A 16675-nucleotide genomic window follows, 5' to 3' on the forward strand; every position below is an offset into this window, starting at 1 on the left:
AGTTGCTTGTGTAATTCTTGGTCTTTTTGTTACCGCTTACATGGTTTATAATAGACTTATAAAGAACAAATAAAATAGAAAAAGGAGAGTTAAAATGAACATCATTTTAAACATTCTGAACTGGTTCTCGCAAAATATTTTGCAGAATCCAGCCTTCTTTGTAGGTCTCTTGGTTCTCATTGGCTATGCGTTATTGAAAAAACCAGCGCATGATGTCTATGCCGGTTTCATCAAAGCAACAGTTGGTTATATGCTGCTGAACGTTGGGGCTGGAGGTTTGGTAACAACTTTCCGTCCGATTTTAGCGGCTCTGAACTTTAAGTTTAAGATTGGTGCAGCGGTAATTGACCCTTACTTTGGATTAACAGCGGCAAATACAAAGATTGCAGAGGAATTTCCGAACTTTGTCGGAGCAGCAACAACGGCGCTGTTGATTGGTTTTGGTGTCAATATCTTGCTCGTTGCTCTTCGGAAAATTACAAAAGTGCGGACGCTGTTCATTACAGGTCATATCATGGTTCAACAAGCAGCGACTGTTTCATTGATGGTTCTTCTCCTTGTTCCTCAATTGCGGAATAGCTGGGGTGTGCTGGCAATTGGTGTCATCTGTGGACTTTACTGGGCAGTCAGCTCCAATATGACAGTAGAAGCTACTCAACGTCTGACAGGTGGCGGTGGTTTTGCGATTGGTCACCAACAACAATTTGCGATTTGGTTTGTGGATAAAGTTGCAGGTAAATTTGGTAAGAAGGAAGAAAATCTTGATAACTTGAAATTACCAAAATTCCTGTCTATTTTCCATGATACAGTGGTTGCATCTGCAACTTTGATGCTAGTCTTCTTTGGATCAATCCTCCTAATCTTGGGTCCGGATATCATGTCCAATGCAAAAGTCATTACATCAGGTACAGTTTACAACCCTGCTAAGCAAGATTTTTACATGTATATCATTCAAACAGCCTTTACTTTCTCAGTTTATCTCTTTGTCTTGATGCAAGGGGTGCGGATGTTTGTAGCAGAATTGACGAATGCCTTCCAAGGTATCTCTAACAAATTACTTCCTGGTTCATTCCCAGCTGTGGACGTTGCAGCTTCTTACGGTTTTGGTTCACCAAATGCTGTGCTCTCAGGCTTTGCTTTCGGTTTGATTGGACAATTGATTACCATTATGCTTTTGATTGTCTTTAAGAATCCAATTCTCATTATCACCGGTTTCGTTCCAGTATTCTTTGATAATGCAGCGATTGCAGTTTATGCAGATAAGCGTGGCGGCTGGAAAGCGGCGGTTATCCTGTCCTTTATTTCAGGTGTATTGCAAGTAGCGCTTGGTGCTCTCTGTGTGGCACTTCTCGGTCTGGCTTCTTACGGTGGTTACCATGGAAATATTGACTTTGAATTTCCTTGGCTTGGTTTTGGTTATCTTTTCAAATATCTTGGCATTGTAGGTTACATTCTTGTTTGTGTATTCTTGCTGATTATTCCGCAACTACAATTTGCCAAAGCAAAAGACAAGGAAGCCTACTATCGTGGTGATGTCCAAGCGGAAGAAGAATAAAAATAGATTTAATTAACGGAGGAAAATAATATGGTTAAGGTATTAACAGCATGCGGAAATGGTATGGGTTCATCTATGGTGATTAAGATGAAAGTAGAAAACGCTCTACGTAAACTAGGGCAAACAGATTTTACTGTCAATTCATGCAGTGTGGGAGAAGCTAAAAGTTTAGCTTCTGGTTATGACATCGTCATTGCCTCTCTTCATTTGATTCATGAATTGGACGGACGGACAAATGGTAAATTGATTGGTCTGGATAATCTGATGGACGACAAAGAAATCACTGAAAAATTATCACAAGTATTGGAATGATGCGGTTAGAGGTTCGTCTCAGCCTCGTCGCTTAAGAAATTGATATAGAGGCTTTGGACGCTTGTCCAAGCCTCCTTCGCTTAAAAGGATACGTGAAACTGAAAACTTAGCAAAGTTGAAGTCCATTGTGCTGATTCAACAACATAGGATTTCTCTTTGATAATCTGTTTTGAGCTTCCATTTCCAACGAAAGGAAGAAACAATGAATTTAAAGCAAGCATTGATTGAAAACAAGTCCATTCGGTTGGGTCTTTCTGCTTCGACTTGGCAAGAAGCAATCAAACTTTCTGTTGACCCATTGATTGAAAGTTGGGCCGTCAAACCTGAATATTATGATGCCATTATCGAATCCACAGAAGGCTATGGGCCTTACTATATTTTGATGCCAGGTATGGCTATGCCGCATGCTCGTCCAGAAGCTGGTGTGCAAAGAGATGCCTTTTCTTTGGTGACTTTGAAAGAACCTGTAACCTTCTCAGACGGAAAAGATGTGAGTGTCTTGTTAGCTCTTGCGGCAACGAGTTCAAAAATTCATACGAGTGTTGCCATTCCGCAGATTATCGCCCTGTTTGAATTGGAAAATTCTATTGACCGCCTATTAGCATGTCAAACAGAAACAGAAGTTTTAGCCTTAATTGATGAGTCAAAAAATAGTCCTTATTTAGAAGGATTGGATTTAGATAGTTAATAATGGGTTAGGTTCACTAGATTAGAAAATAGAAAGAGAGAAAATTATGTCAAAACGTCTTCCAAATTTACAAGTTGCACTGGATCATTCCGATTTGCAAGGAGCCATTAAAGCGGCTGTGTCGGTTGGGCATGAAGTGGATGTCATTGAAGCAGGAACGGTTTGTCTCTTGCAAGTCGGCAGTGAGTTGGTAGAAGTGCTGCGTAGTTTATTTCCTGATAAAATCATCGTAGCTGATACTAAATGTGCTGACGCTGGTGGTACGGTTGCCAAAAATAATGCCGTTCGCGGAGCGGACTGGATGACTTGCATTTGCTGTGCAACAATTCCAACTATGAAAGCCGCTCTAAAAGCGATTCAAGAAGAACGTGGCGAACGCGGTGAAATTCAGATTGAGCTCTACGGTGATTGGACTTATGAGCAAGCTCAGACTTGGTTGGATGCTGGTATCTCGCAAGCCATTTATCACCAATCACGCGATGCCCTTCTTGCCGGCGAAACTTGGGGTGAAAAAGATCTCAATAAAGTTAAGAAATTGATTGAAATGGGCTTCCGTGTGTCTGTAACAGGTGGTTTGAATGTGGATACACTCAAACTCTTTGAAGGAGTGGATGTTTTTACCTTTATTGCTGGACGCGGTATAACAGAAGCTGAAAATCCAGCAGCAGCAGCGCGTGCTTTCAAAGACGAAATCAAGCGAATCTGGGGGTAAGTCATGGCACGTCCGATTGGAATTTATGAAAAGGCGACACCGAAACATTTTTCTTGGCGGGAACGGTTAGAATTTGCCAAAGAAATGGGCTTTGATTTTGTGGAAATGTCGGTTGATGAGTCAGATGCTCGGCTGGCACGTCTCACTTGGTCCAAAAAAGAACGTCTAGAGCTTGTCAAAGCCATCTATGATACTGGTGTGCGGATTCCCAGCATATGCTTTAGCGGTCATCGGCGTTATCCATTAGGCTCAAACAATCCTGAACTAGAAGCCAAATCGCTTGAAACGATGAAACAATGTATCGAATTAGCACAGGATTTAGGCGTGCGGGTCATTCAATTAGCCGGCTATGATGTTTATTATGAAGAAAAATCACCTGAAACACGCGTTCGTTTCTTAAAAAATCTGCGTCTAGCATGTGATTGGGCTGAACAGGCACAAGTTATGTTGGCGATTGAAATCATGGATGATCCATTTATCAACAGCATTGAGAAGTATTTGGCTGTGGAAAAAGAAATCAATTCACCTTATCTCTTTGTCTATCCAGATACAGGCAATATTTCTGCTTGGCATAATGACCTTTGGAGTGAATTTTACCTTGGTCATCAGGCAATTGCGGCTCTTCATCTAAAAGATACCTATGCCGTAACGGAGCATTCTAAAGGACAATTTCGCGATGTTCCTTTTGGGGAAGGCTGTGTCAATTGGGAAGAAATGTTTGCTGTTTTGAAGAAAACCAATTACCAAGGTCCGTTCTTGATTGAAATGTGGTCTGAAAATTGCGAAACGGTGGAAGAAACCAAAGCTGCTATCAAAGAAGCGCAAGATTTCCTTTATCCACTCATTGAGAAAGCGGGGTTATGAAATGTTAGTACCAGAATTACGAGAACGTGTTTATAAAGCCAATATGGAACTTCCAGAGCATGGTTTGGTGAAATTTACTTGGGGAAATGTTTCGGCAATTGACCGTGAGAAGGGCTTGATTGCCATTAAACCTTCTGGTGTAGCGTATGAAAAATTATCTCCAGAAAATATGGTTGTGACTGATTTGGACGGTAATGTTGTCGAAGGAGACCTGAATCCGTCGTCAGATTTGCCAACGCATGTGGAGCTGTACAAAGCATTTCAAGAAGTGGGTGGCATTGTTCATACGCACTCGACAGAAGGAGTGGCTTGGGCGCAGGCGGGACGCGATATTCCATGCTATGGCACCACGCATGCTGATACTTTCTACGGTCCAATTCCATGCGCTCGTGCCTTGACACCAGAGGAAATCAATGGCGAGTACGAAAAAGAAACTGGGAAAGTCATTATCGAAGAATTTGCCAAACGTGGCTTAGATCCGCTCGCAGTAGCAGGTGTAACCGTCCGCAATCACGGACCATTTGCTTGGGGCAAGGACGAAAAAGCGGCCGTCTATAATGCAGTTGTCCTTGAAGAAGCCGCTCGTATGGCACGCTACACAGAAGCTATCAATCCAGAAGTGACGGAAGTGCCGCAAGATCTTAAAGATAAGCATTACCTGCGAAAACATGGAAAGAATGCTTACTACGGACAGAAAAAATAATTATGAAAAATCAAGGAGAAGGACGACTACCATGATTGAGAGCAGTCATGATGCCGGTTCCTCGCCTTGCTTTTCTCATTTTGCTATGAAAAAGCGCTAAAAATGACCAAAATAACGAATAAATTCTTTCGATTTCATGTGAATGATGTGTGAAAAGATGTTATAATGGTTTGCAATCCCTTTCAAGGAGTAAATGATGATATTATTGGATCAAACAAGTTGTGACTTACTAAAATACCTCATTCAGTTGGAAGAGCCAGAAACGATTATGACCATTTCACGGGCAACCAATCAATCGCGGAGGAAAATCTATTATCATTTAGAAAAAATCAATGATGCTTTAGCGGATGTCGGCGAAGTCATTAGTAGCCGTCCGAGAGTAGGGATTGTCTTAACCGCACACCAAAAAGAACTTTGCCAAGCGTTATTGGAAGGCGTTGACTTTTATAGCTATGTCATGAGCATGACCGAGCGTATGCAGCTGACTGTGCTTTATATCTGTATTGCTAAGGAGCGTGTGACTATTGAAAAGCTAATGGAATTGACAGAAGTATCCCGCAATACGGTTCTCAATGATTTGAATGAAATCCGCAATCAGTTGGCTTCGGAGCAGTATCAAGTCAATCTCGCTTCCACGAAAGCGCAAGGATATTTTTTAAAATGTCATCCACTCAATAAAATCCAATATGTTCATTCTCTCTTGTATCACATTTTCGTAGAGGAGAATCATAGCTTTGTGATGATTTTGACAGAAAAGATAAAAGAATTTATCAGAGAAGATTTACTTTTGTCCGATGAATTGCAAGATTTTCTCAATCAAAGAGTGCAAGATGTGGAGCAGGATTTAGGCAAGAAAATCAATCGCCATGAAATCAAATTCATGCTACAAGTTTTGCCCTATCTGCTGTTGAGCTGTCGCAATATGGCTTTAAATGAGGAAGAGCAGGAAGACTTGAAGCGTGAGTTTACCTTGATTCGCAAGCGGATTGAATATCAAGCAGCTAAACATTTGAATAACAATTTAGGGGCGATATTTGGCTTGAAATTAAATGATATTGAGATTTCACTCTTAACTGTTCTTTTGCTTTCTTACCGGAAAGATCGGGATATTCATGCAACCAGTCAAGATTTTGTCCAATTAAAAGAAGCGATTGATGAGTTTATTTGGCGGTTTGAAGTCAGTTCGCATTTTGAAATTGAAAATAAAGAAGATTTGTTGCGAAATTTATTGACACATTGCAAAGCTCTACTATTTCGTAAAACCTACGGCATTCTGTCTAAAAATCCATTAACACGACAGATCAAGGAAAAATATGCAGATTTGTTTGCAGTCACTAAATCTTGTTCTGTGATTTTAGAGGAAGCTTGGCTTATTTCATTAACCGATGATGAAGTTGCTTACCTTGCTCTTCATATGGGTGGATTCTTAAAACATAATCGTGCTGAAAAACAAGATGCCAAACGGATTTATTTAGTCTGTGATGAAGGAGTAGCTGTGCAGAAATTGCTACTCAAACAGTGCTTGTATCATCTACCAAATGAAAATTTAAGTGCTGTTTTTACGACAGAACAATTCAAAAGTGTCGAAGACATTTTAGATGTGGATTTATTAATTACGACAAATGATGGGCTGGAAACTACTCTACCAACGATACAGGTTCAGCCCATTTTGGACTATGAGGATGTATTGAATATTACTTCTTTTGTGAAAGATCAAACTCTTTCTACTAAAGGCGTGCGATTTAGTCAAGATTTAGAACGACTTTTGTCACAATACCTCAAGGATTCAACGCGTACACAAGAGCTGAAAAATAAAATTCAAAAACTTGTCAACGAAGAATTATTATCAACTTCAACGGAAGAATGAAAGAATAAGATGACTGGCTAGGGATAAAATTCCCGGCTTTTTTAGTTGTGAAAAATAGTCCAATCTTGAACACAGACATGTGCTTTATTTGGTCTTTTTTAATCTATTGAAGGGAGTTATACTAAGAATGTAGAATAAAATATCTTGAGGAGGATAAGCAATGCCAAATGTAAAAGAAATCACAAGAGAATCTTGGATTTTATCCACTTTCCCAGAATGGGGAACATGGCTCAATGAAGAAATTGAAGAAGAAGTTGTGCCAGAAGGCAACTTTGCTATGTGGTGGTTAGGGAATTGTGGTGTTTGGATTAAGACACCAGGTGGTGCAAATGTTGTCATGGATCTCTGGTCCAACCGCGGAAAATCAACAAAGAAAGTAAAAGATATGGTGCGTGGGCACCAAATGGCCAATATGGCTGGTGTACGTAAATTGCAACCAAACTTGCGCGTGCAACCAATGGTGATTGACCCATTTGCAATTAACAAACTGGACTATTACCTTGTTTCTCATTTCCACAGCGACCATATTGACATCAATACTGCTGCAGCTATCGTCAATAATCCAAAATTAAATCATGTGAAATTTGTCGGTCCTTACGAATGTGGCGAAATTTGGAAAAAATGGGGTGTTCCAGAAGAACGCATTATGATTATCAAACCGGGTGAAAGCTTTGAGTTTAAAGATATAAAGGTTACAGCTGTGGAATCCTTTGACCGAACCTGCTTAGTGACACTTCCAGTTGACGGTGCGGATGCTCAAGACGGTGAGCTGAAGGGGCTTGCTGTAACTGACGAAGAAATGGCGCGTAAAGCAGTCAACTACGTCTTTGAAACACCGGGCGGTACGATTTATCATGGCGCAGATTCTCACTTCTCAAACTATTTTGCCAAACATGGAAAAGATTTCAATATTGATGTAGCGATTAACAACTACGGTGACAACCCAATCGGTATTCAAGACAAGATGACTTCGATTGATTTGCTTCGTATGGCTGAAAATCTGCGTGCCAAAGTCATTATTCCAGTTCACTACGACATCTGGTCTAATTTCATGGCTTCAACAGATGAGATTCTTGCCCTCTGGAAAATGCGCAAAGAGCGCTTGCAATACCAATTCCATCCATTCATTTGGGAAGTCGGCGGTAAATACACTTATCCGCAAGACAAAGACAGAATTGAATACCACCATCCACGTGGTTTTGATGATTGCTTCGAGCACGATTCAAATATTCAATTTAAGGCTTTACTATAAAAAATTAAGTGGGAATTATCCGTATACATTGCGATATGCGGATAATTTTCATATAATGATAGTGTAGAATAATTGCTACTGAAAGGGTAGTATTATAAAAGGAGAATTCAATGTCAAATTTATCTGTCAATGCCATTCGTTTCTTAGGAATTGATGCCATTGAAAAATCAAAATCTGGGCATCCAGGTGTTGTCATGGGCGCAGCACCGATGGCTTATGACTTGTTTACCAAGCAAATGCGTGTGAATCCAGAAGTACCAAATTGGGTCAATCGTGACCGTTTTATCTTGTCAGCAGGTCATGGGTCTATGTTGCTCTATGCACTTCTTCACTTGTCTGGTTTTCAAGATGTCACTATGGACGAAATCAAGAACTTCCGTCAATGGGGTTCTAAAACGCCTGGTCATCCAGAATTTGGACATACAGCTGGCGTAGATGCGACAACTGGACCCCTCGGCCAAGGAATTTCGATGGCAACTGGTTTTGCGCAAGCAGAACGTTTCCTAGCTGCTAAGTACAACCGTGAAGGCTATAATATCTTTGACCACTATACGTATGTCATCTGTGGTGACGGGGACTTAATGGAAGGTGTGTCTGCTGAAGCAGCTTCTTATGCTGGACTGCAAAAGCTAGATAAGCTCATCGTTCTCTATGATTCAAACGACATCAATTTGGACGGAGAAACGAAGGATTCCTTTACAGAAAGCGTTCGTGACCGTTACAATGCTTACGGTTGGCACACAGCTTTGGTTAAAGATGGAACAGACTTAGAAGCAATCAATGCGGCGATTGAAGCTGCAAAAGTTTCTGGCAAACCGTCATTGATTGAAGTCAAAACGGTGATTGGTTATGGCTCTCCAAATAAACAAGGGACAAATGCTGTTCATGGAGCGCCTCTTGGTGCAGAAGAGGCAGCGGCTACTCGCAAAGCTCTTGCTTGGGATTACGCACCATTCGAAATCCCTGAAGAAGTCTACGAAGATTATCGAGTTAATGTTGCAGAACGCGGCAAAGCTGCCTATGATGCTTGGGAAAAACTCGTTGAAGAATACAAACAAGCCTATCCTGACTTAGCTGATGAAGTTGCTGCCATTATTGCTGGAAAAGATCCAGTTGAGATCAAGCCAGAAGATTTCCCAGTAGTAGAAACAGGTTTCTCACAAGCTACTCGTAATTCTAGCCAAGATGCTTTAAATGCCGCAGCAAAAGTACTTCCAACATTCCTTGGTGGCTCTGCTGACCTAGCTCATTCTAATATGACTTATATCAAAGAAGACGGCTTGCAAGATGATGCTCACCGTCTTAACCGCAATATTCAATTTGGTGTGCGTGAATTTGCTATGGGTACTATTTTGAATGGTATGGCACTTCACGGGGGACTTCGTGTTTACGGTGGTACATTCTTTGTCTTCTCAGACTATGTTAAAGCAGCTGTTCGCTTGTCAGCTCTTCAAGGCTTACCTGTGACTTATGTCTTTACGCATGACTCAATCGCAGTTGGTGAGGATGGTCCAACTCATGAGCCGATTGAGCACTTAGCAGGTCTTCGTGCCATTCCAAACCTCAATGTCTTGCGCCCAGCAGATGCACGTGAAACACAGGCTGCTTGGTACTTGGCACTCAAGAGTCAATCAACTCCAACAGCTTTGGTTCTCACACGTCAAAACTTGACTGTTGAAGCTGGAACTGACTTTGACAAGGTAGCAAAAGGAGCCTATGTCGTGTATGAGACAGCAGGTGACTTTGATACAATCCTTCTAGCATCTGGTTCTGAAGTCAACTTAGCTGTTGCAGCTGCAAAAGAGTTGGAAGCACAAGGAGAAAAGGTTCGCGTTGTCAGCGTACCGTCAACAGACATCTTTGATGCACAAGATGCTGCTTACAAAGAAGAAATTTTACCAAATGCAGTTCGTCGCCGTGTTGCAATCGAAATGGCTGCAACCCAGTCTTGGTACAAATATGTCGGACTTGACGGAGCTGTTATCGGCATTGACAAATTCGGTGCCTCTGCCCCAGCTGCTAAGGTAATGGAAGAGTATGGCTTCACCGTTGCTCATGTCGTAGAAGTTGTGAAAAATTTGAAATAGTAATTATCAAGAAAAAGAACCGAGGCTTGCTTCGGTTTTTCTAACTAGAGGTGCTATAATGAAAATAGGAAATTTTAGCTCGGAGGTGTGAAGATGACAAAGGAAAGTATGATTTATCAGCTGTTGGATGAATTGAAAATTTCTTATGTTCGTCTGGATCATGAACCAATTTTTTCCGTTATTGAGGCGGCTGAAAAGGGAGTCGTCTTACCGGGGCAACAGGTCAAAAATCTCTTTTTGAAAAATAAAAAGGGACGTCAATTTTATTTGGTCATTTTGCGGGACGAAAAAACGGCAGATATCAAGCATTTGGCAGAAATCCTTGATGAAAAACGATTATCATTTGCCAATGATAAGGAGCTGGAGGAGCTTTTACAGGTAGAGCCAGGTGCGGTTACACCTTTTGGGTTGCTTTTTGATAAGGAAAAGAAAGTCCAGCTGATTGTGGACGAGGAGGTTGATCCGAACTCGACCGTGGGTTTTCATCCTTTTGTCAATACAACAACACTCAATATCGCTTATGCTGACTTTTTACGTTTTTTGGAAAAAGCAGAGCATATTGTCAAAAGAATTCGTTGCTAGTCAGGCTTAAGGAGGAATCCTTTTAGAAATTTAATCCTCTCCTTGTAAATTCTCTAGGAATCTGCTATAGTAGATAATATATCAAATCTAAAGGAGACTAAAATGGGTAACGGTTTTTCAATTTTAATCATGTTGGTTGTGATGATGGGCTTGATGTTCTTCATGCAACGTTCTCAAAAGAAACAAGCAGACAAACGGATGGAGAGTTTGAACAAACTACAAAAAGGATATGAAGTCATTACGATTGGTGGCTTGTATGGTACGGTTGATGAAGTGGATACTGAAAAGAAAACGGTTGTTCTTGATGTAGACGGTGTTTACTTGACATTTGAATTAACAGCTATCAAGACCGTATTACCTCTCACAGAGGGAATCACAGCAGTTGCTGGTGCAGACGGAAGTGTTGATATGTCAGAAGATACAGCTATTGAAGAAGAATAGTAATGTTTTAAACTAGAAAAAGGGGTTGGAGTTTCTCCAATTCTTTTTATTTTTGTTTGAAAGGTTTCTTTTACAACTTATAAGAATAATTCTTATTCTACTTTGATGTCGCCAATTAGCTATTTTGATGCCAAAGCCCAACCAAGTAACAAATATTCCCTTAGCAGAATAGGAATTTTAAAAAGATAAAGCATTTAATTTTTATCGTAAATAATGTGAAAAAGAAATTGAAGCCAAAAATTTCTATGTTTCGGCTTCTTTTTTATCTGAAATTTAGCATAAATCCCATTTTTAGAGGATTTATGATATAATGAAATGTAAAACTTTATTAGGAAAACAAGCAGATGTTTAGTTTTAAGAAAAAAGAAAAAATTGAAGTTCCGTTACAAATCCCAAAACATATCGGTATTATTATGGACGGGAATGGTCGTTGGGCTAAAAAGAGAATGCAGCCGCGCGTTTTCGGGCATAAGTCTGGAATGGAAACTTTGCAAAATGTTACCATTGCAGCTAAAGAGCTGGGGGTTCAAGTATTGACAGTCTACGCGTTCTCCACAGAAAATTGGTCGCGCCCTGAAAAAGAAGTCAGCTTTATCATGAACTTGCCGGTTGAATTTTACGACCGTTATGTGCCTGAGTTGCATAGAAATAACGTAAAAATTCAAATGATTGGAGATACAGAGCGGCTACCTAAGGCAACGTATGATGCGCTTTGCAAAGCAGAAGAATTAACGCGGCTCAACACAGGCTTGATTCTGAATTTTGCCTTGAATTATGGTGGCCGTGCTGAGATTGTTCAGGCGGTTAAAATGATTGCTCAAGATGTGTTAGATGCCAAGTTCAGTCCGGGTGAGATTGATGAAGAGATGATTGCCAATTATCTACAAACCAGCAATCTACCTCGATTATTGCGCGATCCGGATTTGGTCATTCGAACGAGCGGAGAATTGCGTTTGAGTAATTTCTTACCTTGGCAAAGTGCATATAGTGAGCTGTATTTTACAGACATTTTATGGCCGGATTTTGATGAGAAAGCTTTGAAAGCAGCTATTGAAGAATATAGTAAACGAAATCGTCGATTTGGCGGCGTGTAGGAGAATTTATGGATAAGGATTTACAAAGACGTGTTATTTTTGGCGGAATGGCACTTGCTATCTTCATTCCAGTTTTGATGATAGGAGGCGCTCTTCTGCAAATTGGAATGGGGCTTCTAGCCATGCTGGGTGTTCATGAATTGCTGCAAATGAAAGGGCTGAGAAGTACCACGCTAGAAGGTGTCTTAGCCATGTTAGCAGGTTTTGTGCTGACGATTCCACTCGAAAACTATTTGAAATTTTTGCCGGTAGACGGAAATGTTGTGGCCTATAGTTTAGTTGTTTTTCTTCTATTAGGCTCAACTGTTCTAGGGAAAAATTACAGTTTTGAAGATGCGGCTTATCCAATCGCTGCGAGTTTTTACGTGGGAATTGGCTTCAATGCTTTGCTAGATGCACGGGTGGCTGGTTTTGACAAAGTGCTCTTAGCCTTGTTTATCGTCTGGGCAACGGATAGCGGAGCTTACTTGGTCGGACGGAGATATGGCGTACGTCGCTTAGCTCCGCGAGTTTCACCAAATAAAACTGTTGAGGGCAGCCTAGGAGGCATTGCTTCAGCAGTCCTTGTAACATTTATTTTTATGTTGCTTGATAGAAACATTGCCGCACCTCATCATATGTTTGTTATGCTTCTTTTCACAGTATTCTTTAGTATTGCAGGACAGTTTGGGGATTTGGTAGAAAGTGGGATTAAGCGTCATTTTGGAGTCAAAGATTCTGGTAAATTTATACCCGGACATGGTGGTGTGTTAGATCGTTTTGACAGCATGCTGTTTGTCTTTCCCTTGATGCATTTCTTTGGATTGTTCTAATGAGAATGGTAAAATGAAGTGAGACAGACTAACGTGCTTGTTTTATAGTCACTCACAGAAAAATGAAATCTGAGAAGATGACGTAAAGAATCAATATTTCGCAAGAAATTGATTTTGTCATTTCACTTTATGCAGTTGACTAGGGGTTGGTCATCATGCCTTGCGTAGCAAGGGATTAAAACTGCCACTCAGCAGTGATTGATTGGCACTAAAGTACCTAATCAATTGTGCATGGGAACCCTAAATTGACTAAAGTTAACAGAGTTTCTCACCACTGCGTTTTGTAGTAAAAATAATATATTGTAAGAGTCTGGGGAACGTTCATCCCAGCCTCTTTGTGAATGAACTTTATAAGGGAATCTTAAGCCGAGTGAAGTATTCTTGATTTGCTGTGTGCAATTCAGTAAGATGATCGTGTCAGAAAGTAGAAAGGTTGGTGTAATGCAGTCAGGTATTATAGGAATTATCACCTTTATCATTGTTTTTGGAATTATTGTGGTCGTTCATGAGTTTGGACATTTCTATTTTGCGAAAAAATCGGGTATTTTGGTGCGGGAGTTTGCTATCGGAATGGGCCCGAAAATTTTTGCTCATATCGGAAAAGACGGTACGGCGTATACCATTCGGATGTTACCGCTGGGTGGCTATGTTCGTATGGCTGGTTGGGGCGAAGATTCGACCGAGATTAAAACCGGAACACCTGCTAGTTTGACTTTAAATGAAGCAGGTAAGGTCGTCCGAATCAATCTTTCGGGCAAGAAAATTGATCAAACCGCTCTGCCGATGAATGTGACGGGCTTTGATTTAGAAGACAAGCTGGAAATCACTGGTTTGGTACTAGATGAACAAAAGACCTATGCAGTTGACCATGATGCAACAATTGTAGAAGAAGACGGTACAGAGGTTCGGATTGCTCCGCTTGATGTGCAGTATCAAAATGCTAGTTTAGGCGGGCGCCTCATTACCAACTTTGCAGGACCAATGAATAATTTCATTTTAGGGATTGTAGCTTTTCTGCTGTTGATTTTTATGCAGGGTGGCGTTGCCAATCCCAATACAAATCACATTCGCGTTTTACAGGGCGGTGCCTTGGCTCAGGCCGGTGTAAAAAATAATGACCAGATTTTAAAAGTTGGTCAAGCTGAAATTAAGAATTGGTCGGATTTGACCCAGGCTGTTCAGTCTGAAACAGAAAACAGTAAAGGGCAATCAGAACTAAATGTGACGGTTAAAAGTGGAACTAAAGTTCAAGAGCTGACAGTTAAGCCTAAAAAAGAGCAAGGCAGATATTTATTAGGAGTGATGCCGGGCTTGAAATCAGATTTTCTTTCTATGATTGCGGGCGGATTTAGCATGGCTTGGAACGCTAGTTTCCGCATCTTTGGCGCTTTAAAAAATTTAATTTTCCACCCAGACATCAATAAACTAGGCGGACCTGTGGCGATTTACAAAGCTAGTAGTGACGCTGCTAAAGGTGGAATTGAAAGTGTTATCGCTCTCTTAGCTATGCTCTCTCTGAATATTGGTATTTTTAATCTCATTCCTATCCCAGCGCTTGACGGTGGAAAGATTGTGCTCAATCTTCTTGAAGCCATTCGTCGCAAGCCATTAAAGCAGGAAACAGAAACCTATGTTACTTTAGCAGGTGTCGCCATTATGGTGGTGTTGCTGATTGCGGTGACCTGGAATGATATTATGAGAACCTTCTTTTAAAAGGTGCATTTAAAATAATAAAAGGAAGAATTTATGAAACAAAGTAAAATGTTAATCCCAACACTACGTGAAATGCCTAGTGATGCACAAGTCATCAGTCATGCACTTATGCTGCGTGCGGGCTATGTCCGCCAAATTTCAGCAGGTGTTTACTCTTACTTACCATTGGCTAATCGCGTGATCGAAAAAGCAAAAAAAATCATGCGGGAAGAATTTGAAAAAATCGGTGCGGTCGAAATGCTGGCTCCAGCCCTCCTTAGTGCGGATCTTTGGCGTGAATCAGGCCGTTACGATACCTATGGTGAAGATCTCTATAAGTTAAAAAATCGCGAAGGTTCAGATTTTATCTTGGGGCCCACTCATGAAGAAACATTCACCGCAATTGTACGGGATTCTGTAAAATCTTATAAGCAATTACCGCTCAATCTTTATCAGATTCAGGCTAAATATCGTGATGAAAAGCGTCCTCGCAATGGCTTATTGCGGACACGTGAGTTTATCATGAAAGACGGTTATAGCTTCCATGCCAATTATGATAGCCTAGATGTGACTTACGATGAGTATAAGACTGTCTACGAGAATATTTTTACCCGAAGTGAGGTTGATTTCAAAGGGATTATCGGTGACGGTGGTGCTATGGGTGGAAAGGATAGCCAAGAATTTATGGCCATTACACCTGACCGTACCGACCTTACGCGCTGGGTTGTTCTAGATAAGTCAGTCACTAGTTTTGATGAAATTCCGACAGATGTACAAGAAGCGATAAAAGAAGAATTGACGAGCTGGTTGGTGTCTGGTGAAGATACTGTTGTTTATTCGAGTGAGTCAGGTTATGCTGCAAATCTTGAAATGGCAACAAATGAATACAAACCAAGCAATCGTGTTGTAGCCGAAGATGAATTGACTCGTGTAGAGACTCCAGATTGCAAGTCGATTGATGAAGTTGCTGCCTTTCTTCATATGGATGAAAGCCAGACAATCAAAACGTTGGTTTATATTGCTGATGAAAAACCGATTGTGGCTCTGCTTGTTGGAAATGATCAATTGAATGAAGTGAAACTGAAAAATTATTTAGGGGCTGATTTCTTTGAACCAGCAAGTGAAGACGAGGTTCGTGAGTTATTTGGAGCAAACTTTGGCTCACTCGGTCCAGTTCATCTCCCAGGAGATATTCAAATCATTGCAGACCGAAAAGTGGAAGATATCCACAATGCAGTAGTTGGTGCCAATGAAGACGGTTATCATTTGACTGGTGTCAATCCAGGGCGAGACTTCACAGCAGAATATGTAGATATTCGCGAGGTGCGTGAAGGAGAAGTTTCACCAGACGGACAAGGCGTTTTGAAATTTGCACGAGGCATTGAAATTGGGCACATCTTTAAATTAGGCACTCGTTATTCCGAAAGCATGGATGCGACTGTTTTAGATGAAAATGGTAGGGCAGTTCCTGTTGTAATGGGCTGCTACGGCATTGGAGTTAGTCGCCTCTTATCAGCGGTTATGGAGCAACACGCACGTCTCTTTGTCAATAAGACCCCTAAAGGGGATTATCGCTATGCTTGGGGGATCAATTTTCCAAAAGAATTGGCACCGTTTGATGTGCATCTAATCCCTGTAAATGTTAAAGACGAGGAAGCTCTTGCCTTGACAGAACAACTAGAAGCAGAACTGTTCAAAGCTGGCTACGAAGTCTTGACAGATGATCGTAACGAACGCGCTGGTGTGAAATTCAGTGATAGTGACTTGATTGGGTTACCAATCCGTGTGACAATCGGGAAAAAAGCAGCTGATCGCATCGTTGAAGTCAAAATCAAAGCGACAGGGGATATCATTGAAGTTCATGTTGACAACCTTCTTGAAACACTGGAAATCTTAACGAAGAAAGACAAATAAATAGGTCTGAAACAAGAACTAAATTATCATTCAAAAACAGACAAAATCTTAATTGGATACAATCCAAAAGAGATTTTGCCTGTTTTTTTGAGTTGATACT

Annotated in this window: 15 protein-coding genes; all 15 read left to right on the forward strand. The window is 40.9% G+C overall.

Features of this window, described 5'->3' with window-relative positions; all coding sequences use genetic code 11:
* Positions 1–94: 94 nt before the first annotated feature.
* Positions 95–1555, forward strand: a complete 1461-nt coding sequence (locus ABKA15_RS01325) for a PTS ascorbate transporter subunit IIC (RefSeq protein ID WP_049513204.1) — start codon at positions 95–97, stop codon at positions 1553–1555.
* Between the two features lie 30 nt (positions 1556–1585).
* Positions 1586–1867: a PTS sugar transporter subunit IIB gene (locus ABKA15_RS01330; RefSeq protein ID WP_003032305.1), complete on the forward strand. Its 282-nt coding sequence runs from the start codon at positions 1586–1588 to the stop codon at positions 1865–1867.
* Positions 1868–2069: 202 nt separating this feature from the next.
* Complete coding sequence (locus tag ABKA15_RS01335; protein ID WP_049513202.1) at positions 2070–2555, forward strand: PTS sugar transporter subunit IIA; 486 nt, start codon at positions 2070–2072, stop codon at positions 2553–2555.
* Between the two features lie 46 nt (positions 2556–2601).
* The gene (locus ABKA15_RS01340) at positions 2602–3267 is read left to right on the forward strand and encodes a 3-keto-L-gulonate-6-phosphate decarboxylase UlaD (RefSeq protein ID WP_049513200.1); all 666 of its coding nucleotides are present in this window, start codon (positions 2602–2604) and stop codon (positions 3265–3267) included.
* Between the two features lie 3 nt (positions 3268–3270).
* Positions 3271–4131: an L-ribulose-5-phosphate 3-epimerase gene (locus ABKA15_RS01345; protein ID WP_049513196.1), complete on the forward strand. Its 861-nt coding sequence runs from the start codon at positions 3271–3273 to the stop codon at positions 4129–4131.
* A gap of 1 nt (position 4132) precedes the next feature.
* The gene (locus tag ABKA15_RS01350) at positions 4133–4834 is read left to right on the forward strand and encodes an L-ribulose-5-phosphate 4-epimerase (RefSeq protein WP_049513194.1); all 702 of its coding nucleotides are present in this window, start codon (positions 4133–4135) and stop codon (positions 4832–4834) included.
* Between the two features lie 196 nt (positions 4835–5030).
* Positions 5031–6701: a transcription antiterminator gene (locus ABKA15_RS01355; RefSeq protein WP_049513192.1), complete on the forward strand. Its 1671-nt coding sequence runs from the start codon at positions 5031–5033 to the stop codon at positions 6699–6701.
* Positions 6702–6861: 160 nt separating this feature from the next.
* Positions 6862–7953: an L-ascorbate 6-phosphate lactonase gene (gene ulaG / locus ABKA15_RS01360; protein ID WP_049513190.1), complete on the forward strand. Its 1092-nt coding sequence runs from the start codon at positions 6862–6864 to the stop codon at positions 7951–7953.
* A 110-nt stretch (positions 7954–8063) separates the two neighbouring features.
* Positions 8064–10040, forward strand: a complete 1977-nt coding sequence (tkt, locus tag ABKA15_RS01365) for a transketolase (protein ID WP_049513188.1) — start codon at positions 8064–8066, stop codon at positions 10038–10040.
* A gap of 93 nt (positions 10041–10133) precedes the next feature.
* On the forward strand, positions 10134–10622 hold the full coding sequence (locus ABKA15_RS01370; protein WP_049513186.1) for a prolyl-tRNA synthetase associated domain-containing protein: 489 nt from the start codon (positions 10134–10136) through the stop codon (positions 10620–10622).
* 102 nt (positions 10623–10724) lie between these two features.
* Positions 10725–11063, forward strand: a complete 339-nt coding sequence (gene yajC / locus ABKA15_RS01375) for a preprotein translocase subunit YajC (RefSeq protein ID WP_003026971.1) — start codon at positions 10725–10727, stop codon at positions 11061–11063.
* Between the two features lie 344 nt (positions 11064–11407).
* Positions 11408–12157: an isoprenyl transferase gene (locus ABKA15_RS01380; protein ID WP_049513184.1), complete on the forward strand. Its 750-nt coding sequence runs from the start codon at positions 11408–11410 to the stop codon at positions 12155–12157.
* 8 nt (positions 12158–12165) lie between these two features.
* A complete protein-coding gene (locus ABKA15_RS01385; protein ID WP_049513183.1) occupies positions 12166–12969 on the forward strand; it encodes a phosphatidate cytidylyltransferase in 804 nt (267 codons plus the stop codon).
* A gap of 441 nt (positions 12970–13410) precedes the next feature.
* Positions 13411–14682: a M50 family metallopeptidase gene (locus ABKA15_RS01390; protein WP_049513181.1), complete on the forward strand. Its 1272-nt coding sequence runs from the start codon at positions 13411–13413 to the stop codon at positions 14680–14682.
* Between the two features lie 33 nt (positions 14683–14715).
* Complete coding sequence (locus ABKA15_RS01395) at positions 14716–16575, forward strand: proline--tRNA ligase (protein ID WP_049513179.1); 1860 nt, start codon at positions 14716–14718, stop codon at positions 16573–16575.
* Positions 16576–16675 lie beyond the last annotated feature (100 nt).

It is taken from the genome of Streptococcus sp. KHUD_010 (assembly GCF_040207525.1).
Lineage (GTDB): Bacteria > Bacillota > Bacilli > Lactobacillales > Streptococcaceae > Streptococcus > Streptococcus hominis.